The organism is Microbacterium sp. NPDC090281, assembly GCF_044769635.1.
Lineage (GTDB): Bacteria > Actinomycetota > Actinomycetes > Actinomycetales > Microbacteriaceae > Microbacterium.
In genome coordinates, this window is sequence record NZ_JBIVYH010000002.1 from 182,982 (window position 1) to 203,535 (window position 20,554).

At 68.9% G+C, this 20,554-nt stretch carries 18 protein-coding genes and 1 pseudogene; 11 read left to right on the top strand and 8 right to left on the bottom strand.

The window, feature by feature from the left end:
- The first annotated feature begins 65 nt into the window (after positions 1–65).
- From ACIQTX_RS15100 to ACIQTX_RS15110, 3 genes are read left to right on the top strand one after another with little or no spacing between them, the layout of a single operon-like run.
- On the top strand, positions 66–716 hold the full coding sequence (locus tag ACIQTX_RS15100; RefSeq protein WP_402973508.1) for an HAD-IA family hydrolase: 651 nt from the start codon (positions 66–68) through the stop codon (positions 714–716).
- Positions 717–774: 58 nt separating this feature from the next.
- Positions 775–1,131 (top strand): YidH family protein, encoded by a 357-nt coding sequence (locus ACIQTX_RS15105; protein ID WP_028503454.1) that lies wholly within the window; start codon positions 775–777, stop codon positions 1,129–1,131.
- Complete coding sequence (locus tag ACIQTX_RS15110; protein WP_402973511.1) at positions 1,128–1,550, top strand: DUF202 domain-containing protein; 423 nt, start codon at positions 1,128–1,130, stop codon at positions 1,548–1,550. Before ACIQTX_RS15105 ends, ACIQTX_RS15110 begins: the two co-directional genes overlap by 4 nt.
- 32 nt (positions 1,551–1,582) lie before the next feature.
- Here ACIQTX_RS15110 and ACIQTX_RS15115 read toward each other — a convergent pair whose 3' ends face one another.
- Positions 1,583–2,020, bottom strand: coding sequence for an Lrp/AsnC family transcriptional regulator (locus ACIQTX_RS15115; RefSeq protein WP_196802707.1), 438 nt, complete (start codon positions 2,018–2,020; stop codon positions 1,583–1,585).
- A 150-nt stretch (positions 2,021–2,170) separates the two neighbouring features.
- On the opposite strand from ACIQTX_RS15115, the gene pdhA reads away from it, so the two are divergent.
- From pdhA to paaZ, 8 genes are all read left to right on the top strand, one after another.
- Positions 2,171–3,289: a pyruvate dehydrogenase (acetyl-transferring) E1 component subunit alpha gene (gene pdhA, locus ACIQTX_RS15120; RefSeq protein WP_402975547.1), complete on the top strand. Its 1,119-nt coding sequence runs from the start codon at positions 2,171–2,173 to the stop codon at positions 3,287–3,289.
- Positions 3,286–4,314, top strand: a complete 1,029-nt coding sequence (locus ACIQTX_RS15125) for an alpha-ketoacid dehydrogenase subunit beta (RefSeq protein WP_402973516.1) — start codon at positions 3,286–3,288, stop codon at positions 4,312–4,314. The genes pdhA and ACIQTX_RS15125 overlap by 4 nt, the downstream gene beginning before the upstream one ends.
- Positions 4,311–5,732 (top strand): dihydrolipoamide acetyltransferase family protein, encoded by a 1,422-nt coding sequence (locus ACIQTX_RS15130; RefSeq protein WP_402973519.1) that lies wholly within the window; start codon positions 4,311–4,313, stop codon positions 5,730–5,732. Before ACIQTX_RS15125 ends, ACIQTX_RS15130 begins: the two co-directional genes overlap by 4 nt.
- A 137-nt stretch (positions 5,733–5,869) precedes the next feature.
- On the top strand, positions 5,870–7,189 hold the full coding sequence (locus ACIQTX_RS15135; protein ID WP_402975550.1) for an MFS transporter: 1,320 nt from the start codon (positions 5,870–5,872) through the stop codon (positions 7,187–7,189).
- Between the two features lie 133 nt (positions 7,190–7,322).
- Positions 7,323–8,528 carry a thiolase family protein gene (locus ACIQTX_RS15140; RefSeq protein WP_402973522.1) on the top strand — a complete coding sequence of 402 codons (1,206 nt, stop codon included), beginning with the start codon at positions 7,323–7,325 and terminating at the stop codon, positions 8,526–8,528.
- Positions 8,528–9,283, top strand: coding sequence for an enoyl-CoA hydratase/isomerase family protein (locus ACIQTX_RS15145; RefSeq protein ID WP_402973525.1), 756 nt, complete (start codon positions 8,528–8,530; stop codon positions 9,281–9,283). Before ACIQTX_RS15140 ends, ACIQTX_RS15145 begins: the two co-directional genes overlap by 1 nt.
- Entirely contained in the window at positions 9,280–10,149 is an 870-nt protein-coding gene (locus tag ACIQTX_RS15150; RefSeq protein WP_402973528.1) for a 3-hydroxyacyl-CoA dehydrogenase family protein, read from the top strand. Before ACIQTX_RS15145 ends, ACIQTX_RS15150 begins: the two co-directional genes overlap by 4 nt.
- Before the next feature lie 41 nt (positions 10,150–10,190).
- Positions 10,191–12,272: a phenylacetic acid degradation bifunctional protein PaaZ gene (paaZ, locus tag ACIQTX_RS15155; RefSeq protein WP_402973531.1), complete on the top strand. Its 2,082-nt coding sequence runs from the start codon at positions 10,191–10,193 to the stop codon at positions 12,270–12,272.
- 21 nt (positions 12,273–12,293) lie between these two features.
- On the opposite strand, the gene ACIQTX_RS15160 is transcribed toward paaZ, so the two are convergent.
- The 7 genes and pseudogenes from ACIQTX_RS15160 to dhaK form a co-directional block, all read right to left on the bottom strand.
- Positions 12,294–12,935: a TetR/AcrR family transcriptional regulator gene (locus ACIQTX_RS15160; RefSeq protein ID WP_402973534.1), complete on the bottom strand. Its 642-nt coding sequence runs from the start codon at positions 12,933–12,935 to the stop codon at positions 12,294–12,296.
- An 88-nt stretch (positions 12,936–13,023) separates the two neighbouring features.
- On the bottom strand, positions 13,024–14,349 hold the full coding sequence (gene paaK / locus ACIQTX_RS15165) for a phenylacetate--CoA ligase PaaK (protein WP_402975553.1): 1,326 nt from the start codon (positions 14,347–14,349) through the stop codon (positions 13,024–13,026).
- Positions 14,350–14,403: 54 nt separating this feature from the next.
- Positions 14,404–14,844 (bottom strand): annotated as a pseudogene (gene paaI, locus ACIQTX_RS15170) (hydroxyphenylacetyl-CoA thioesterase PaaI); the annotation flags it as partial.
- Between the two features lie 90 nt (positions 14,845–14,934).
- Positions 14,935–16,221 (bottom strand): hypothetical protein, encoded by a 1,287-nt coding sequence (locus ACIQTX_RS15175; RefSeq protein ID WP_402973537.1) that lies wholly within the window; start codon positions 16,219–16,221, stop codon positions 14,935–14,937.
- A gap of 153 nt (positions 16,222–16,374) precedes the next feature.
- Positions 16,375–18,867: a phosphoenolpyruvate--protein phosphotransferase gene (gene ptsP, locus ACIQTX_RS15180; RefSeq protein WP_402973540.1), complete on the bottom strand. Its 2,493-nt coding sequence runs from the start codon at positions 18,865–18,867 to the stop codon at positions 16,375–16,377.
- Entirely contained in the window at positions 18,867–19,508 is a 642-nt protein-coding gene (gene dhaL / locus ACIQTX_RS15185) for a dihydroxyacetone kinase subunit DhaL (protein WP_105526755.1), read from the bottom strand. Before dhaL ends, ptsP begins: the two co-directional genes overlap by 1 nt.
- Positions 19,508–20,500, bottom strand: coding sequence for a dihydroxyacetone kinase subunit DhaK (gene dhaK / locus ACIQTX_RS15190; protein ID WP_105526754.1), 993 nt, complete (start codon positions 20,498–20,500; stop codon positions 19,508–19,510). Before dhaK ends, dhaL begins: the two co-directional genes overlap by 1 nt.
- Positions 20,501–20,554: the final 54 nt, after the last annotated feature.

The window sequence follows — 20,554 nt, forward strand, 5'->3', positions numbered from 1 at the left end:
TCAGCCTCGCGGGGTCGCGTGCGGGCTCCCCCGATGTCGCCCTCCGTCGGCAGTAGCCTGGACGGGTGACCCAGACCATCGCCGCCCGCGCCGCCCTCCTCGACATGGACGGCACCCTCGTCGACTCGACTGCCGTCGTGGAAAGGCTGTGGCTCGCGTGGGCCGAACCGCATGGCATCGATCCCGAGACCGTGCTGCGCACCGTGCACGGCAGGCAGGGGCATCAGAGCATGGCGATCATGCTTCCCGAGCGTGACCACGCGATCAATCTCCACGAGAACGACATCATGCTCGCGAATGAGGCTGGCGACGTCGACGGAGTGATCGAGATCCCCGGAGCACGCGCGCTACTCGATGCGCTGCGCCCGTTCCCGCACGCGATCGTCACCTCCGCAAACGTCGCCCTGATGACCGCACGAATGCGCGCGGCAGGGCTCAGCGTCCCCGAACGGAAGGTCACAGCGGAAGACGTCTCCGCGTCCAAGCCCGACCCCGAGGGCTTCCTCCGCGCGGCAGAGAATCTGGGGATCGATCCGGCGGACTGCGTCGTGTTCGAAGACTCCGGTGCCGGCATCCAGGCGGGTCTCGCCGCGGGCATGCGCGTCATCGGCGTCGGGAAGCACGCGGCAGCGCACCACCCCACCGTTCTGGTCACCGACCTGTCGCAGGTTTCCGTCACTGCCACACCCGACGGGTTCGAGCTCACGATCGACTGACGTATGACCCATCTCGCCCGTTGACTCGCCGAGAACACGGCGCCGCTACGATGAGGCGATGCGACGTTTCCCTGCCTCGGTGTACGCCATCGGAGAGGAACCCGATCCGCGTTTCTCCCTCGCGAACGAGCGGACGTTTCTCGCCTGGACGCGCACCGGGCTCGCGCTGATCGCCGGTGGCGTCGCCCTGGAGGTGCTCGGACTCGACCTGCACGCCGGATTCCGCCTCGCCGCCTCGCTGCTGCTGATCATCACCGGCACTGCCGTCGCACCGCTCGCCTGGTGGGAATGGATGCGCGCCGAACGTGCATTGCGCCAGTCGCGTCCGCTGCCCGGCGCGTTCTCTGCGGTCGTGCTCGCCGTCGTCGTCACCGTCGTCGGTCTGCTCGTCGTGGCCGGGGTGCTCTGGCGGTGACGGGTCAGGGGCCGAGCGTTCGAGGGCCGTTCGATCCGGGTCTGCAGCCCGAGCGCACCGAGCTCGCGTGGCGCCGCACGGCTCTCGCGATCGCGATCGGCTCCCTCGTGTCGCTGCGGATCTTCCCCCTGATGCTGCCCTCCGCATTCGCGGCATGGGGGTTCATCCCGGGAGCAGTCGGCCTCGTCGCGGCCTGCACGCTCTGGTCGGCCGCACGGCGACGTCAGTTGCGGATGACCGCGTGGCTGCATTCGACGTTGCCTGGTGCGATGCCTGGTGCGATGCCTGCTGGCCCGACGACGCCGCAGGACCCACCCGGCGGCGGGATGCTGCTCACCCTGACGGTGCTCGCGGCGGCGTTCGGGGTGCTGTGCATCGGGATCGTCGTGGTGTCGTCTCTGCTCGCCAACGCGGGTTGACCGAGAGCTCAGGCAGCTGGCGACGCACCGGCTCAGTTCCGCGGGTAGTCCTCGAAGATCAGGGTCGTTCTGGTCGAGCGGATCGACGGGATCGCCTGGATGTCCTCCAACACGATGCGACGCAGATCGCGGGCATCGTTCGCCCGCACCAGCAGGATCACGTCGAAGTCTCCACCGACCAGGGCCATGTGCTCGATCTCGGGAATCGCTCGAAGCCGCTCGCTCACCGCCTGCCACGTCGCCTGCTCGATGGCGAGGGTCACATAGGCGCTGGCGTGGTGCCCCAGGAGAACCGGGTCGGTACGCACGCCGTAGCCGGTGATGACGCCGGCGTCGGTGAGTCGTTTGATCCTCGCGTGCGCGCCGGCACGGGAGATGTGCACGGCATCGGCGATCGCCGTCATGGACGCCCGCGCATCGCGGCGCAGCTCTTCGAGGATCGCGTGATCCGTCTCATCCAGCGCGACCATGAGCCCCCTCCATCGGTGCAGAATTTCTGACACTTCGATCAAGAATGCACCACTAGTCGCCCTTTCATCCAGGATCCGACAAAAGATCTTGGATGAATGTCGCGCCCGAGGCATGCTGTCCTCATCGAGTTCGGCAAGGAGGGCGAACGTATGCTGCACACCGACCTGCTCCCGCGAGACACCGCGGTGCAACTGATCGACGAAACCGGAGCTCCGGTCACGGACGAGCAGTACGTGCTCCCGGATCCCGACACGCTGCTGGCGGCCTACCGCGGTCTGGTCGAAGGCCGGCGGATCAACGATCAGGCCGGAGCCCTCGTGCGCCAGGGCCGCCTCGCTGTCTACCCGTCATCGCACGGGCAGGAAGCATGTCAGGTCGGCGCCGCGATGGTGCTCGACGCCACGGACTGGCTGTTCCCGACCTACCGCGACTCCGTCGCCGTGATAGCTCGAGGAGTGGCGCCCGCTGACGCGATGGTGCTCCTCAAGGGCGACTGGCACTCGGGCTACGACGTCCGTGCGCACCGCGTCGCCCCGCAGGCGACCCCACTCGCCACCCAACTGCTGCATGCGGTCGGCTTCGCCCAGGCGGCCAAGCACCGCGGCGAGGACACCGTGGTGCTCGCACTCTGCGGTGATGGTGCCACCAGCGAGGGCGACTTCCACGAAGCCATGAACTTCGCCGCGGTCTTCCACGTGCCGGTCGTCTTCTTCGTGCAGAACAACGAGTTCGCGATCTCCGTCCCTCTGTCCCGCCAGACGGCGGCGCCCTCGCTCGCCCACAAGGCCATCGGCTACGGAATGCCCGGACAGCGCGTCGACGGCAACGACGTCGCCGCCGTCCTGACAGTGCTCGGCGAGGCCGTATCCCGTGCCCGCGCCGGCGGTGGGCCGAGCCTCATCGAGGCGCACACCTATCGGATGCAGGCGCACACCAACGCCGACGACGACACCCGCTACCGCGAGCGCGAGGAGGTGCAGTCCTGGATCGCGCGCGACCCGTTGCAGCGCCTGCGCACATACCTCACCTCCACCGGCGCGCTCGATGCCGCCGCCGAAGAGCGCTTCGCCGCCGGAGCGGAGGAGATCGCGACAGCGATGCGCGCCGCTCTGAACACCGACGCAGACCTCGATCCTGAAGACCTCTTCCGCTTCGTGACGGCGACCCGATCCCCCCAGCTCGATGAGCAATGGCACCTGCTGCGAGACGAGATCGACAGGTCGCATCTCGCCGATGCCGGAGCAGCGCCGAACGGAGGCCAGCGATGACGATCGCACAGGACGACATGCGAACCGAGAGTGCCGTCGCCACGAAGACGACCATGACCATGGCCGCCGCGTTGAACAGAGCGCTGGCCGATGCCATCGAGTCCGATCCTGACGTGGTCGTCTTCGGCGAGGACGTGGGCGCGCTGGGCGGCGTCTTCCGCATCACCGACGGTCTCACCGCACGCTTCGGCGAGGAGCGCTGCTTCGACACCCCGCTTGCGGAATCCGGCATCGTCGGCACGGCCGTCGGCATGGCCATGAACGGTCTGCGCCCCGTGGTCGAGATGCAGTTCGACGCGTTCGCGCTCCCCGCCTTCGAGCAGGTCGTCAGTCATGTCGCGAAGCTCGGCAACCGCACCCGCGGAGGCATGCGGATGCCGCTGGTGATCCGCATCCCGTTCGGTGGCGGCATCGGCGGCGTCGAGCACCACTGCGACTCATCCGAGGCCTACTACGCGCACACGCCCGGCCTCACGGTCGTCAGCCCGTCCACCCCGCAGGATGCCTACTCGCTCCTGCGTGCGGCGATCGCCTCCCCCGATCCGGTGATCTTCCTCGAGCCGAAGAAGTTGTACTGGGCCAAGGGCGAGGTCGACACCTCGATCACCGCCGAGCTCGGAACGGCCCGCGTCGCCCGCGAGGGCACGGACGTGACACTCCTCGCCTACGGTGCCTCGGTGCCGCTCGCGTTGGAGGTCGCAGAGGTGGCCGCCGCGGAAGGACGCAGCGTGCAGGTCGTCGACGTGCGTTCGCTCTCGCCATTCGACGACGCGACCGTGACGGCCGCCGTGAAGTCGACCGGCCGCGCCGTCGTCATCGCCGAAGCCCCGGGATATGTGAGCGTCGCGTCCGAGATCCAGGCACGGGTGTTCGAGCGCTGCTTCGAGTACCTCGCCGCCCCTGTGCGACGGGTGACCGGCTTCGACACCCCCTACGCACCCCCGAAGCTGGAGCACTGGTATCTGCCCGACGTCGACCGCGTGCTCGACGCGATCGACACGCTGCACTGGGAGGACGACGTATGAGCACTCCCCTGAAGCCGCACGCCGGCGCACAGGTGTTCCTCCTGCCCGACCTCGGTGAGGGACTGACCGAGGCCGGACTCGTGCAGTGGCTCGTGGCCGTGGGCGACACCATCACCACCGATCAGCCGATCGCCGAAGTCGAGACCGCGAAGAGCATCGTCGAGCTGCCTTCGCCGTTCGCCGGCATCGTCACCGCATTGCACGGCACCGCCGGCGACACGATCGACGTCGGCGCTCCGGTGCTGGAAGTGGCGGACTCCCTGACCTCGACGGCCCCGCCCAGCACCGCACCGGTTCAGCCTGAGCACGAGGCGTACCGCGAAGAGGAGCGCGCCGGCTCGGGGAACGTCCTCATCGGCTACGGCACCGCCGCGCGCACGTCGAAGGGGCGACGCCGCCCGGCCGCAGCCTCGGTGACCGCGCCTCGGGTGTCCGCGACGCCGCCGGTGCCCGCGCCGACAGCCATCCGTTCCGCCCCGAGCACCTCCGCGACTCCTCCGTCGCCGGGATCGTCCGACCGCCGCCCCGTGGCCGTCCGCTCCCCGCTCGTTCGTCGACTCGCTCGGGATCTCGGCCTCGACGTGCACGCGATCACCGCGACCGGCGCCGACGGTGCCATCACCCGCGCCGACGTTCTCCAAGCCGCCGTCGAGAACGCCGTCGACGGCGTCACCGCCCACCACGATGCACAGGAAGCCCGATCCGGCGAGACGGTCGACGGCCTCGCCGTGCTCGCGCGCGAACGGATGTCGCCGCTGCGCAGAGCCGTCAGCGCCAAGCTCACCCGCAGCCGATCCGAGATCCCCGAAGCGACCGTCTGGGTCGACGTCGACGCCACCGCGCTGTGGGATCTGCGTTCGCAGATGGCTCCGGAGGGAGAGAAGGCTCCGTCGGTGACCGCGCTCCTCGCCCGCTTCGTGCTCCTGGCCCTCGAGGACTACCCCGTTCTGGCCTCGCGCCTGAGCGAGAGCGGAGACGAGGTCGTCTCCTTCGAGGGCGTGAACCTCGGGGTCGCGGCAGACACCGAACGCGGGCTCCTGGTTCCGGTGGTCCCCCGCGCACACGCGCTCACCGTCGCGCAGCTCGACACGGCGCTGCGCGAGCTCACCACCACGGCCCGCTCCGGGACGATGCCGCCGGAGCGCCTGCGGGGATCGACGTTCACGCTCAACAACTACGGGGGCCTCGGCGTCGACGGCTCAGCCGCGATCATCAACCACCCCGATGTGGCGATCCTCGGCATCGGCCGGATCATCGAGCGCCCATGGGTCGTGGAGGGCGCGATCGTGGCGCGCCGGATCGTCCAGCTCTCGCTCGCGTTCGACCACCGGGTGTGCGACGGCGGCTACGCCGCGGGCTTCCTGAGGCGGGTGACCGAGCTCATCGAGCATCCGCTGCGTGCGTTCGGGAGGGTCTGACCGGAAGTCCGGAGTTCTCGATTCCGGGGAGGCCGATGCGCTACGCTCGGCAATTACTGACCGACCATTCGGTCATGAATGACCCGGAGCGCTTCACCGCCCTCTCCCCCTCGGTATCGCAGAACAACGGAGTTCGCATGACGTCAGCAGTCTCTGACCGCACCCCGACCGCACGGATGCCCGCCGAAGAACGGCGCGTGCTCGCCGGCACCCTCGTCGGCACCTCGATCGAGTGGTACGACTTCTTCATCTACGCCCAGGCTGCGGGATTGGTGCTCGCACCGCTGTTCCTGGCCCCGATCGCCGAAGAGAGTCCGGGCTTCGCCCAGGTGCTGTCGTTCGCGACGATCGGCATCTCCTTCCTCTTCCGCCCACTCGGCGCGATCGTCGCCGGCCATCTCGGCGACAAGCTCGGGCGCAAGAAGATGCTCGTCCTCACTCTCATCATGATGGGCCTGTCCACGTCGCTGATCGGCCTCCTGCCGACGTATGCGGCGATCGGCGTCGCGGCGCCCATCCTTCTCATCCTGCTCCGCATCGTGCAGGGGTTCTCCGCCGGCGGAGAGTGGGGCGGAGCCGCGCTGATGGCGGTCGAGCATGCACCGAGCAACCGACGAGGACTCTTCGGGGCGTTCCCGCAGATCGGCGTCCCCGTCGGCATGATCCTCGCCACATCGACGCTGTGGGTGCTCACCAGCTCGATGTCGCCTGAGGCCTTCCTCGAGTGGGGCTGGCGCATCCCGTTCCTGTTCTCGATCGTGCTCATCGCAGTCGGCTACGTGATCCGCCGTGCCGTCGACGAGAGCCCGGTCTTCGAGGATCTGCGCCGTCGCCGCAAAGAGGCCTCCGCGCCCCTTCGCCGCCTGTTCCGCCAGAACACCAAGCAGGTCGTCCTGACAGCCATCATCTTCATCGCGAACAACGCGGCGGGATACCTGCTCATCGCGTTCTTCGCGACCTACGCCGTCACGACACTGGGCATGGAGCGTCCGCCGGTGCTGCTGGCGACGACGCTCGCCTCGTTCGGCTGGCTCATCTTCACCCTCTGGGGCGGACACCTCTCCGATCGACTCGGCCGCATCCGCACGTTCCAGATCGGCTACGTCGCGCTCGCGCTCTGGGCGGTGCCGATGTGGTTCCTGATCGACACCGCGAACATCCTCTGGTACTTCGTGGCACTGTTCGTGATGACGTTCGCGCTCGGGCTCTCCTACGGCCCCCAGGCTGCCCTCTACGCAGAGATGTTCCCCGCGAACGTGCGCTATTCGGGTGTCTCGATCGGATACGCCCTCGGCGCGATCCTCGGCGGAGCGTTCGCGCCGATGATCGCCGAGGCCCTGATGAACCAGTTCCACGCGGCCTGGACGATCGGCGTCTACATCGCCGTGGCCGCCGTGATCTCACTCATCGGGGTCTCCCTCGTCAAGGAGACGAAGGGCGTCGACCTGCTCACGTGAGGAACAGATCAGCACCCCGGGATCGCAGCCGCACCCACGTCTGTGACATAATTACCGGACGATCGGTCAGTAATTCGAGATCGGTCGTCCGGACAACGGGAAACCGTCGAGACGATGCAGTCAGGAGTTCCGCATGACCGAGGCCTACCTCGTCGGAGGCGTACGCACCCCGGTCGGACGCTATGGCGGCGCCCTCGCCTCCGTGCGCCCGGATGACCTCGCATCGATCGTCGTTCGCGAAGCCGTGCGGCGTGCCGGAATCGATCCGCTGCAGGCGGAGATCGACGAGGTCATCCTGGGCGCCGCCAACCAGGCCGGCGAGGACAATCGCAACGTCGCCAGGATGGCCGTACTGCTCGCGGGCCTTCCCGACAGCGTCCCGGGCATCACGGTCAATCGGCTGTGCGCATCGGGGATGTCTGCCGTCACGATGGCGGCGCAGGCGATCCGCGCCGGTGACGCCGACATCATCCTCGCCGGAGGAGTGGAGTCGATGACGCGCGCGCCCTGGGTGCAGGCCAAACCTGAGAAGGCCTGGGCGAAGCCCGGCGCCGCGTTCGACACCTCGATCGGCTGGCGATTCCCGAACCCGCGCCTTTCGGCGCGCGAGAAGGCGACATTCACGATGCCGGAGACGGCGGAGGAGGTCGCCCGCATCGACGGCATCAGCCGTGACGAGGCGGATGCGTTCGCCGTGAGATCACAGCAGCGCGCCGCGTCGGCGATCGCCGGTGGGCGCTTCGATGCGGAGATCGTCGGCGTCCCCGTCAGCACAACCGTCAACCCAGGCGGCGAGGTCCTCATCGATGAGGGCCCGCGGCCGGAGACGACACTCGAAGGCCTCGCACGGCTGCGGCCCGTCGTGGCCGGCGGTCAGGTCGTCACGGCAGGCAACTCCAGTGCACTCAACGACGGCGCCTCCGCGATCGTCGTGGCGAGCGCGGAAGCGGTCGAGCGCTACGGGCTGGTGCCGCGGGCACGCATCGTGGCTGGTACCAGTGCGGGCCTGGCTCCCGAGGTCATGGGCCTCGGCCCGGTTCCTGCGACGCAGAAAGCGCTGCGTCGGGCCGGGCTCTCCATCGACGACATCGGCTCGATCGAGCTCAACGAGGCGTTCGCCACGCAGTCCATCGCCTGCATCAGAAGACTCGACCTCGACGAGTCGCGCGTGAACGCCGACGGCGGAGCCATCGCCCTCGGCCACCCGCTCGGCTCCTCCGGTTCCCGTCTGCTGGTCACTCTCCTCGGACGCATGGAGCGCGAGGGCTCTCGATACGGCCTCGCCACCATGTGCGTCGGCGTCGGACAGGGCGCGGCCCTGATCGTGGAGAAGGTGTGATGTCCGAAAGACTCCTCGGCGACGAGCCCCTCCTCATCGAAAGACACGACGACCGCGTGGTCGCGACGCTCAATCGTCCGCACAAGCGCAACGCGATCGACCAGGCCACGATCGATGCGCTGCACGTGCTGTGCGCCGAGCTCGAGGCCATACCGCGCCCACTGATCCTCACCGGCGCCGACGGCGTCTTCGCGGCGGGCGCCGACATCGCCGAGCTGCGTGAGCGACGTGCCGCCGACGCGCTGCGTGGGATCAACGCCCATGCGTTCATCCGACTGGCCGCGTTGCCGATGCCGGTCATCGCCGCGATCGACGGCTACGCGCTCGGCGGAGGAGCGGAACTCGCCTACGCCGCGGACATCCGCATCGCCACGCCGACGCTCGCCATCGGCAACCCCGAGACCGGGCTGGGCATCCTCGCCGCGGCCGGGGCCGGATGGCGTCTGAAGGAGATCATCGGCGACGCCAGGGCGATCGAGCTGCTGCTCACCGGCCGCACCGTGAAGGCCGACGAGGCGCAGCGCATCGGGCTCGTATCGGCGATCCACGACGCCACCGAGCTGCTGCCGGCCGCGCACGCCATCGTCGATCGCATCGCCCGAAACGACCGAGCAGCCACAATCGCCACCAAGCGCGTGTTCCGCGCACCTCGCGATCGCCACCCCGCCGTCGATCTGGAAGCTCAGGCCGAGCTGTTCGAGAGCCCGGAGAAGTTCCGGCGGATGACCGATTTCCTGGAGCGGAGAGACCGATGACCGAGAGCAGTTCACTCGCCCCCGGACAGGTCGGGGTGCTCGGCGGTGGACGCATGGGCGCCGGCATCGCACACGCCTTCCTGCTCGCAGGTGCCCGGGTCGCCATCGTCGAACGCGACACCGACGCGGCAGATGCGGCGGCCGCCCGCGTGCTCGAATCGGTCGATGCCTCGATCGCCCGAGGCACGGCGCTCGAATCCGTCGCGGAGTATCGGGAGCGCCTCACCACGGGCACGGATGCCGCGCTGTTCGCCCCGTGCACACTCGTGGTCGAGGCCGTGCCGGAAGATCTCGCCCTCAAGGTCGATGCGCTCCGACGCGTGGAAGAGCAGATCGCGCCCGACGCCGCGATCGCCTCGAACACGTCCTCCATCTCGATCGATGAGCTGGCCGCGGTGCTCGACGATCCGTCGCGCTTCGTCGGCATGCACTTCTTCAACCCCGTGCCCGCCTCCACGCTCGTCGAGATCGTGCGGGGTGCGAGCACTGCTCCCTCGCTCGTCGACTCCGCGCGCGGATGGGTCTCGGCGCTGGGCAAGACACCGATCGTCGTGGCAGACGCCCCCGGATTCGCGTCGTCGCGCCTCGGCGTCGCGATCGGGCTCGAGGCGATCCGCATGCTCGAGGAGGGCGTCGCCTCCGCCGAAGACATCGACGCCGCGATGACGCTCGGATACAAGCACCCGGTCGGCCCGCTCCGGCTCACCGACATCGTCGGGCTCGACGTGCGGCTCGGCATCGCCGAGTACCTCGCTGCCCATCTGGGCGCGCGTTTCGAGCCTCCGGCCCTGCTGCGCCGCCTCGTCGCCGAGGGCGACCTCGGCCGCAAGAGCGGACGCGGTTTCTACGAATGGGACGCCTCATGAAGGGAACCCTCATGAAAGGAACAGTCGTGAAAGGAACACAGATGACCGAGATCCTCCCCAGCTACGTCGAGGGAGCGTGGTGGACGCCGTCGTCCGACGCGCCGGCCACCGACGTCCGCGATGCCTCTACGGGCGAGGTCGTGGCCCGCGTCTCGACCGACGGGCTCGACCTGGGCGCTGCGTTGGATCACGCCCGCACCGTGGGGCAGGCATCGCTGGGAGAGCTCACCTTCCATCAGCGCGCCGTCCGGCTCAAGCAGCTCGCCCTCGCCCTCACCGCGCGCAAGGCCGAGCTGTACGAACTCTCCAGTCGCACCGGCGCCACCGCGCAGGACTCCTGGGTGGACATCGACGGCGGGATCGGCGTGCTCTTCGCGTACTCCAGCAAGGGCCGGCGCGAGCTGCCCAACGCGAAGGTGTACGTCGACGGAGGCGTCGAGAACCTCTCCAAGGACGGCTCCTTCCTCGGCCGCCACATCTACACCCGGCTCCGCGGCGTCGCGGTGCAGATCAACGCCTTCAACTTCCCGGTGTGGGGGTCGCTCGAGAAGTTCGCCCCCGCGTTCCTCGCCGGCGTGCCGACCGTGGTCAAGCCCGCCACCCCGACCGGATATCTCGCCGAGGCCATGGTGCGCGTGATGGTCGAATCGGGCCTTCTCCCCGACGGCTCGCTGCAGCTCGTCTCCGGCAGTGTGCCCGGCCTCTTCGACGAGCTGCGGCTCGGAGACCTCGTCGCGTTCACCGGTTCGGCGTCCACCGCCGAGCACCTGCGCTCTCATGACTCGGTGCAGACGGGAGGCGTGCGCTTCACGAGCGAGACGGACTCCATCAACGCCTCGGTTCTCGGAACGGATGCCGTGGCCGGCACACCCGAGTTCGACGCGTACGTCAAGCAGCTCGTCGCCGAGATGACGACCAAGGCCGGTCAGAAGTGCACGGCCATCCGTCGGGCGATCGTGCCGACGGATGCCATCGACGACGTCATCGCCGCGGTCCGCGAGCGACTGTCGACGCGCGTTGTCCTCGGCGACCCACGCGCCGAAGGCGTCACGATGGGCCCGCTCGCCTCGATCGCGCAGCGCGAAGAGGTGCTGCGTCAGGTCGACCGTCTGCAGGCCGGCGGCGGAGAGCTCGTGATCGGCACGACGGATGCCCCGACCGTGCGTCACGGCGACGGCAGCGAAGGGCCCGCCCCCGATGGCGCGTTCGTGGCGCCGATGCTGCTTCGCTTCGAAGACGCGGAGAGCGCCGCCGTCAACGAGATCGAGGCATTCGGCCCGGTGTCGAGCATCGTCGGCTATCGCACCCTCGACGAAGCGAGTGCTCTCGTCGCCCGGGGCGGAGGGTCGCTCGTGACGAGCGTGGCCACGCACGACCCCGAGGTCGCCGTCGCACTCGCCACCGGCATGGCCGCGTACAACGGCCGCGTGCTCTTCCTCGACCGCGATGACGCGCGCAGCTCGACGGGGCACGGCTCCCCGCTTCCGAACCTCGTGCACGGTGGTCCCGGCCGTGCGGGCGGAGGCGAGGAGCTCGGCGGCATCCGCGCGGTGCTGCACCACATGCAGCGCACAGCCGTGCAGGGCTCCCCGGAGATGATGACCGCCCTCACCGGTGTCTGGCATCAGGGTGCGGCCTCGCGTCCGTACGAGCAGAACGGCGGCGTGCATCCCTTCCGCAAGTCGCTGGCCGAACTCCACGTGGGCGATCAGGTGGCCAGCGGCTCCCGCACCGTCACGCTCGACGACATCGAGACGTTCGCGGCGTTCACCGGCGACACCTTCTACGCGCACATGGATGAGACAGCAGCCTCCGCGAACCCGTTCTTCCCCGGACGCGTCGCGCACGGATATCTGCTGGTGTCGTGGGCTGCGGGGCTCTTCGTCGACCCGGCGCCCGGGCCCGTGCTCGCGAACTCGGGGCTGGAGAACCTGCGGTTCGTGACTCCGGTCTCCCCCGGCGACGACATCCGCGTCGAGCTCACCGCGAAGCAGATCACTCCGCGAGAGACCGACGAATACGGAGAGGTGCGATGGGATGCCGTGCTGAAGAACCAGCACGACGACATCGTGGCCACATACGACGTGCTCACGCTGGTCGCGAAGGAACAGGCGGCGGCATAGCAGCGGGCGCCGGAGCCCCGGTCAGACGGCCGCGGCTCCGGCCTCGTCGTTCGTGCGCAGCCCGTCGAGAGCGATCGCGACCACGTCGTCGGCGAGACGGTCAGCGCCCTCACGCCCGCCTGGCCGGTACCACTCGACGATCGAGTTGATCATCCCGAACACGAGACGGGCGACCACGCTCGCGTCGATGTCGGCTCGCAGCGCACCCTCGCTCTGCGCCTCCGACACCAGCGCGGTGATCCGACGGTCGAACGCCCGACGGCGGATCAGTGCCTTGCGCTCCACGTCGGTGTTACCTCGCACACGCAGAAGCAGCGTCACGGCCGGCAGCTGTTCCACGAGCACCCGGACGGCGCCGCGCAGCACGAGCTCGAGCCGGTCGACCGCGCTCGATGCCTCCGCCCTGTCGCCCGACTCGGGAAGCGGATCCTCCACCACGGCCTCCAGACCGCTCAGTGCCGCGTCGAGCGCGAGGTCGAGGATCTCGTCTTTCGAACCGAAGTGATGGTAGATGGCCGACTTCGACAGCCCGAGCCGCTCGGCGAGCATGCCGATGGATGTGGCGTCGTACCCGTACTCGTTGAAGGCGGCGACGGCGACCCCGAGGATCCCCTGCTGGTCGTAACCGGGGCGGCCTCGTCGTGTGCTCTGCATCTCGGACATCACCCCACAGTCTCGCATCCGATGACGCGCGCGGCCCGGAGCGCAGACCGCGAGGCGAATGCGGTGTGGCCCCGGGGGTCGCTCATCGTCATCGCAGGTCGTACACGCGCTTGTACTTCCCCTCGCTCCGGGGCAGCGTCCCCGGCTCCTCCAGCTGCACGGCGACCGTCGATCCCACGAAGATCTTGATGCGCTGCGCGAGCACCTCCGCGGCACTCAGGCAGGTTTCGACAGACAGGTCGGGGTGGCGTTCGATCCGCACTTTCAGCGTGTCCATCCGTGCGTCCTTCGACAGTTCGAGGATGAAGTGCGGAGTCAGCTGTTCGATCCCCAGGACCAGCTCCTCGATCTGCGTGGGGAACAGGTTCACCCCGCGCAGGATGATCATGTCGTCGTTGCGGCCGGTGATCTTCTCCATCCGCCGCATGCCGGGGCGTGCGGTCCCCGGAAGCAGCCGGGTGAGGTCGCGGGTGCGATAGCGGATCACGGGGAATGCCTCCTTGGTGAGGGACGTGAAGACGAGTTCGCCGAGTTCGCCGTCCGGAAGCACCGCCCCGCTCTCGCCGTCGATGATCTCCGGCAGGAAGTGGTCCTCCCACAGATGTGGGCCGTCCTTGGTCTCGAGACACTCGTTGCCCACGCCCGGTCCCATGACCTCGCTGAGCCCGTAGATGTCGAGGGCGTCGATTCCGAGGCGCTGTTCGAGCTCATGCCGCATCTCGTTCGACCACGGCTCGGCACCCAGCACTGCGACCTTCAACGAGGTGGAGCGCGGGTCGACCCCCTGCGCCGCCATCGCGTCGGCGATCGTGAGCAGATAGCTCGGCGTGCAGAGGATCGCATCTGGCTCGAAGTCGAGGATGAGCTGCGCCTGGCGTGCGGTCTGGCCGCCGGACATCGGGATGACGGTCGCTCCGAGCGCTTCGATGCCCGCGTGCGCGCCGAGTCCGCCCGTGAACAATCCGTAACCGTAGGCGTTGTGCACCTTCATGCCGGGGCGGATCCCGCTCGCACGCAGCGACCGCGCCACCAGCGACCCCCAACGTTCGAGGTCGCCCTTGGTATAGCCGACGACCGTCGGACGGCCGGTGGTGCCGCTCGACGCGTGAATACGGGCGACGTCGGACATGGGCACCGCGAACATCCCGAACGGGTAGGTCTCGCGCAGGTCCTCCTTGGTCGTGAACGGCAGCAGCTGCACATCCTCGAGGGTGCGGATGTCTTCCGGACGCACACCGGCGTCATCGAGCTTGCGCGTGTAGAGGGGAACGTTCGCGTACGCATGGCGCACGGTCTGCTGAAGCCGTTCGAGCTGGAGAGCGGCGATCTCATCGCGGCTCATGCGTTCTTCGGCATCGAGCTCGGATGCTGCGGGAGGGCGGACACGGGAGGCTGTTGCGGTCGTCGTCGACACGGGATACTCCGGGAGTGGGGATGAGAAGGTCTGGTTGGTGGTGCGGGAGCGCCCGCGGAACTCGGCGACGGGATCACCCTGCTCATCGATGACCGTCACGTCGTAGATGCCGGAGCGGCCGGTGCGCGAGCGTCGGATGGCCGTCGCCGTGAGCGTTTGGCCGGAGACGGTCGACTTGAGGAAGGAGATGTCCGCTCCGGCAGCCACCGTGACCCGGTCGTCTTCATTGCAAGCGATCGCGAAGGCGGTGTCGGCCAGGGCGAACACGAACCCGCCGTGGGTGATGTGGAAGCCGTTCGTCATGTCGTCGCGCACGCGCATCGACACGACCGCATGGCCTGGATCGTCGCGTTCGACGACGAGGCCCAGTGCGGCCGATGCGCGGTCGCGCTCCATCATGGCGCGATTCGGGCGCACCGACTCCGTCGTCTGCGTCGTCGCTTCTGCCATCGTCGACCTCCTCGTCGAGCGGGTCGGATGCCGCAGTCGCGTCATCCGATCCGCCCATACTAACCGACCGATCGTTCAGTTAGTCGGAAGAGTCGATGGGTCGAGACCCGAGGTATGCAGCCCGACGAAGAGGACTCAGCCGAAATCGGGAATCTGGCGCAGCGTGGCGTCTTCCGTCAGGATCCCGGTGATCACGGCCGCAGGGTCCATCGCGTCACGGTCGACACGGAATCGGATCACCGCGCCCTCCCGGGTCGTCCAGTCGTAGAAGTACTCGCCGGACGACACGATCCTGACCGACGTCCCCCCAGGGAAAGCGCTCATGGCCTCGGCAACCGTGTCGCCGATCCGTACATCACCCGCGGCTGGCAGGGCAGCAGGGTCTTCGCGGGGCTCATCCGAAACGTTGGCGAAGCCGACCGAGACGGCGGTGACGACGGTGCCCCCGTCGCCCGTCCAGAGCAGCAGAGAGGCAGCCCCGTCCGGACTGACGAGTCGCGTCTGCCCGCCGTCCCACTCCGGCCTGATCACCTTCGCTCCCGGCACCACCGTGATGGCGTCTTCGAGCTCGGAGCCGAGAAGGATCGGACCGACACCGCGGTCGGTCACCTCCCACGTACTCCACGCCGCAGCCGGGTCTGCCGCAGGTGGGGTCTCGGGCTGCTCCGGCGGATTCGCCGTCAGCTCCTCGACCAGCTTCTTCCTGGCGTCGGACGCTTGGTCGCGGAGGAACTCCGCGGCCTGCTCACTGTCGAAAGCGGCATCTCCCGAGAACGGCTGCCAGAAGTCCACGACGACGTTTCCGACCGCGGCGTAGCCCAGGTAGAGCCTGTTCCCGCCGCCGAAGCCGTTGTCGATGACCAGTGAGCCGGCGACTGCCCTCACTCCGTCATCGGATTCCCGCACCGTCGACTCGAACGTCGAAGGACCGCCGTAGGTGAATTCGGCGCACTGCTGCGCGGCTCCGAGGTACAGATCCATCACAGCCTGCGCCGCAGCCTCATCGGCGAACTGGAGGACGTGCAACCACCCGTCCCGTCCGTCAGGGAGGGAGCTTGCCCAGGTGATCGAGCGGGCACCGATCGATCTCAGGGACGGCTCATAGGAGAATGCGCCGCAGATCGCCGGCACGGGATCGGGCCCGCCGCCGTCTGAGACCTGAATGAGCGACGGGGTCGGCGCGGCGACCTCCCCGACGTCTGGGAGCAGACCCGAGATCTCTTCGGCATCCGGCAGGAACCAGTCGAGCTCGTCTCCGACGAAGACCGCCGGGCCGTCGTAGGGAGCCGGCGCCGAACTCTCCGGCGATGGGGTCGGCTTCGGTGTGGTCTGGGGCGCAGGAGTGCACCCGGACAGGGCGACGAGGACACCGGCGGTGAACAGCCCGATCGCGCCTCGCGAAAATGACCGCTGTATGGACATGTGCCCTCCGATTCATCGTGGCGCCGTACTCGAAGCCCCCTTGCGACGAGCATAGGCGCGAAGCACACGCGGGCTCTTCGCGTGCCAGCATGTCGATATCAGAATGAAATGAGATGCATGTCGTTGCACGCATATAGATGTGTCGGTCGCCCCTCAGGCACGAGCCAATGCTGCCGACGCCGCCGCTCTGGCGGCTGCGACGGAGGACGCTTCGATCGCGGCAGCAGCAGCTCTTCGGCAATCGTCCGACGACAACTCGCTCAGCCTCGCGGCCACTCGCCCGAGTGAGCGCGGAGCCATCGACAGCGACGTCACCCCCAGTCCGACCAGAACCGGGGCGAGCTCGGGGTCGCCACCCGCCTCGCCGCACACCCCCACCGGCTTGCCTGCAGCCCGACCCGCATCGCCTACGGCCGCGATGAGTCGCAGCACCGCGGGCTGCCACGGATCGTTGAGGTCGCCCAGCTCGCTGAGCAGCCGGTCAGCCGCCATCGTGTACTGGGCGAGGTCGTTGGTGCCGAGGCTCACGAAGTCGACGACCTCGAACAGCTCGGCGGCGAGCAGGGCGGCCGACGGCGTCTCGATCATGATGCCGACCCTGTCCAGCCCCGCCGCCCGACACCGTTCGGCGAAGCCTCCGGCCTCATCTACGGTCGCGACCATCGGCGCCATCACCTCGACCTGCGCGCTCTCTTCGGCGGCCGCCCGCGCGAGAGCGGTCAGCTGATCGTCGAGAAGCTGCGGCCGGCGTCTGGCGATACGCAGCCCGCGCACACCGAGGGCGGGGTTGTCCTCGCTGTCGGAGTTGGCGAACGGCAGTGGTTTGTCGCTGCCCGCATCGAGCGTGCGCACGACGACCTTACGCCCGGGGAACGCGGCGAGCACACCGCGATACGCGGCGATCTGCTCGTCGATGCTCGGAGCGTCGGTGCGGTCGAGGAAGCAGAACTCCGTGCGGAAGAGCCCGACGCCCTCCGCGTGGGCAGAGGCCGCGCTCGTCGCGTCTGCCGCTCCCCCGACGTTCGCGAGGAGTGGGACGCTGTGCCCGTCGGCAAGGGCGCCGATGCCATCGAAGTCGACGACGACGGCCGACGCGCGTGCTTCGTCGACACGGGACTGCGCAGGCTCGACCTCGACAGTGCCGCGGTCACCGTCGACGAGCACCATCGCTCCCGAGGGGATCTCTCCGGCATCGGCGAGACCGACCACCGCAGGCAGACCGAGAGAGCGCGCGATGATGGCCGTATGCGAGGTCGGTCCGCCCTGCACCGTGACGAGCGCGACACATGCGCCGCCGGCGAGCAGCGCGGTATCTGCCGGAGCGAGATCGGTGGCGACCAGCACGAAGGACTCGTCGCGCTCGGGAACTCCCGGCATGTCGACCTGGAGGATCTCGGCGATGATCCGGTCGCGCACATCGCGGATGTCGGCGATGCGCTCGGCCATTCGGCCCCCCAACGCGGCGAGGGCCTTCTCATGGACGACGGCCGTCTCCCAGACCGCGCGGGCGGCGCTGCGCCCCTTCGCTCGCACGAGCGCCGTGGCCTCGGACACGAGCTCGGGATCGGACGCCAGGAGGCGAGAGGCATCGAGGATGGCTCTGGTCTCCCCCGTCGCCTGCGCGGTGCGTGAACGGAGCTGATCGGCGACGGCGACGGATGCCCACTCGATCGCGGAGACCTCGGAATCCCGATCGGCTTCGGGGATGACCACGGCCGGGTCGGGCTCGGGAAGCGGCGGCGCGAGGTGGACGACGGGTGCGGCGACCCGACCGGAACTCACTCCGCGCCCGCGAAGGACGGAACCGGGCGTGACCGCGTGCGCCAGGTCGGTTTCCGATGGGGAGGCCGGCACCTCAGCCGAGGAACCGGTCGCGGTCGGTGCCGTGTCGTGCGCGGGTTCCGCCGGTTCCGTCCCCTCACCGAATCCGTCGTCGAACAGCGCGACCAGACGATCCAGCGCCTCCGCCGCGTCGTCACCCCGTGCGGTCAGCTCCAGATCGTCGCCCTGCCGTGCGCCGAGGACGAGGAGCCGCGTCAGGCTCGCCGCTGCCGCATCGGGGCCGTCGGGAAGGCGACGCAGGCGTACGTCTGCTCCTGCCGAGGCCTTGGCGATCAGGGCGGCTGGGCGCGCATGGATCCCGAGTGGATTGCGCACGCGCACCCGACGGACCAGCACGTCGCCGTCCGTCCCCGGGGCGACAGTCGCCTCCGCTGCGTGCTCCTCCTCGACGCCGAGCGCCCCGGTCTTCGCCCCGAGTGCAGCCACGGCCTCCGCGGCCACCGTGTCGAGCGAGCCACCGGCCGCGGCAGACACCACCGCAGAGAGCAATCCCTCGACGAACGGCGCAGGAGCCAGTCGCACAGGCACGTCGCTCGCGCGCAGCTCGAGCGCGAGCTCGGCGCTGAGCACGGCCGACCCGAGATCCATGAGGACCAGCACGCCGTCGCAGTCTGCGGCGAGCTCGTCGATCGCGGCTGCCACGGCCACTGCGTCCGTACCGAGGATCGGTGCGCCATCGCTGTCGACGCCGGCACCGGCCGCGACCAGGACGTGCGCTCCCCCGCCCTGGACCATCTGCAGGGCGAGTTCCAGCGCCGCCTCCCCGAGCCGTGCGCTGTGGGAGACGGCGACGATGCCGATCATCAGGCGCTGTCCGCGATCGTCGCAGCGAGTGTGTCGAAGAGGATGGCCGTCGACGCGGCTCCCGGATCGAGATGGCCGGCGCTGCGCTCCCCGAGATAGCTCGCTCTGCCCTTGCGGGCGACCAGGGGCAGCGTGGCGTCGCGGCCGGCCGCAGCCGCGTCCGCTGCGGCCCTGGCGGCTTCCGCGACCGATGAACCACCGGCGAGCGCAGTGTCCATCGCGTCCACGGCAGGAGCCATCGCATCGAACATCGTCTTGTCTCCGGCCTCCGCCTTGCCGCGTGCCACGATGCCCTCGAGTCCGGCGCGCAGTGCGGCGGCGAGACCGGGGCCGTCGAGCTCTGCCACCGGGCCCGCTGCCATCCCCATCCGCAGGAAGAACGTGCCGTAGAGAGGACCGCTCGCTCCACCGACAGAGCTAACCAGGGTCATGCCGACCGTCTTCAGGAGCTCGTCGACCGTGGCGGGCGTCCCGGCCGCGAGCTTCTCGCCGACGGCGCTCATGCCCCGCGCCATGTTCGCACCATGGTCGGCGTCGCCGATGGCCGAGTCGAGTTCGGTGAGCCAGTCGCGTTTCTCGGTCACGGCCGTGCCGAAGCGAGTCACCCAGTCGGCGAGGACAACGGTGTCGACCGCGGCCATCAGGCGCCCCACCGCAGACCTGGCGTGTTCACCGGGGCGTCCCACAACCGCAACAGCTCGTCATCGGCCTTGAGCAGGGTGACCGAGCACCCGGCCATGTCGAGCGAGGTGATGTAGTTGCCGACGAGGTTCCGTGCGATCTGCACTCCGGACTTCTCCAGGATCGCCGCGACCTCGCCGTACATGAGGTACAGCTCGATGAGCGGCGTCGCCCCCATGCCGTTCAGCATCACGATCGCGGGGCCCGCGGCATCGATGTCGGCGAGGATCGGCTCGACCAGCTGCCTGGCGATCTCTGAGGCGGGAGCGAGGGGTTCACGGTGACGCCCCGGTTCGCCATGGATGCCGATGCCGATCTCCATCTGGTCGTCCGGAAGGTCGAACGTGGGTTTGCCCGCCGCCGGCACTGTGCAACTGGTGAGAGCCATGCCCATCGAGCGGCCCTGCCCATTCACCTTCTTGGCGAGTTCGACGACGGCGGCGAGGTCGCGCCCCTCCTCCGCGGCCGCGCCGACGATCTTCTCGAGCAGAACGGTGAGGCCCACTCCGCGGCGACCCGCTGTGTAGAGGGAGTCCTGCACGGCGACATCGTCGTCTACGGTGATGCTGCCGACCTCGATTCCCTCCATGGCGGCGAGCTCGGCAGCCATCTCGAAGTTCAGGACGTCGCCGGTGTAGTTCTTGACGATGTGGAGCACGCCGGCCCCGCGGTCCACGGCCTTCGTGGCGACCTGCACGCGGTCGGGTGTCGGGGAGGTGAAGACCTCGCCGGCGACCGCGGCGTCGAGCATCCCGGTTCCGACGAAGCCGCCGTGCAGAGGCTCATGGCCGGAGCCGCCACCGGAGAGGATCGCGACCTTGCCCTGCGCCTTGGGTGTGGCACGCGTGATGACGTGGTTCTCGAGGTCGACGGAGAGCTCGGGATGAGCGAGCGCCACGCCCCTCAGCGATTCGACGAGAACGTCCTCGGGGGCGTTGATGAGCTTCTTCATCGTTCGATCTCCTTTGATCCTTCGTGATTTTCGCAAAAATCGGAAAGCAATTCG

Coding starts and splice junctions, on each gene's coding strand:
- ACIQTX_RS15105 (WP_028503454.1), top strand. CDS start 775: ATGCGACGTTTCCCTGCCTCGGTGTACGCCATCGGAGAGGAACCCGAT.
- ptsP (WP_402973540.1), bottom strand. CDS start 18,867: ATGATCGGCATCGTCGCCGTCTCCCACAGCGCACGGCTCGGGGAGGCG.
- ACIQTX_RS15135 (WP_402975550.1), top strand. CDS start 5,870: ATGACGTCAGCAGTCTCTGACCGCACCCCGACCGCACGGATGCCCGCC.
- ACIQTX_RS15130 (WP_402973519.1), top strand. CDS start 4,311: ATGAGCACTCCCCTGAAGCCGCACGCCGGCGCACAGGTGTTCCTCCTG.
- dhaK (WP_105526754.1), bottom strand. CDS start 20,500: ATGAAGAAGCTCATCAACGCCCCCGAGGACGTTCTCGTCGAATCGCTG.
- dhaL (WP_105526755.1), bottom strand. CDS start 19,508: ATGGCCGCGGTCGACACCGTTGTCCTCGCCGACTGGGTGACTCGCTTC.
- ACIQTX_RS15150 (WP_402973528.1), top strand. CDS start 9,280: ATGACCGAGAGCAGTTCACTCGCCCCCGGACAGGTCGGGGTGCTCGGC.
- pdhA (WP_402975547.1), top strand. CDS start 2,171: ATGCTGCACACCGACCTGCTCCCGCGAGACACCGCGGTGCAACTGATC.
- ACIQTX_RS15125 (WP_402973516.1), top strand. CDS start 3,286: ATGACGATCGCACAGGACGACATGCGAACCGAGAGTGCCGTCGCCACG.
- ACIQTX_RS15160 (WP_402973534.1), bottom strand. CDS start 12,935: ATGTCCGAGATGCAGAGCACACGACGAGGCCGCCCCGGTTACGACCAG.
- ACIQTX_RS15145 (WP_402973525.1), top strand. CDS start 8,528: ATGTCCGAAAGACTCCTCGGCGACGAGCCCCTCCTCATCGAAAGACAC.
- ACIQTX_RS15115 (WP_196802707.1), bottom strand. CDS start 2,020: ATGGTCGCGCTGGATGAGACGGATCACGCGATCCTCGAAGAGCTGCGC.
- paaZ (WP_402973531.1), top strand. CDS start 10,191: ATGACCGAGATCCTCCCCAGCTACGTCGAGGGAGCGTGGTGGACGCCG.
- ACIQTX_RS15140 (WP_402973522.1), top strand. CDS start 7,323: ATGACCGAGGCCTACCTCGTCGGAGGCGTACGCACCCCGGTCGGACGC.
- ACIQTX_RS15175 (WP_402973537.1), bottom strand. CDS start 16,221: ATGTCCATACAGCGGTCATTTTCGCGAGGCGCGATCGGGCTGTTCACC.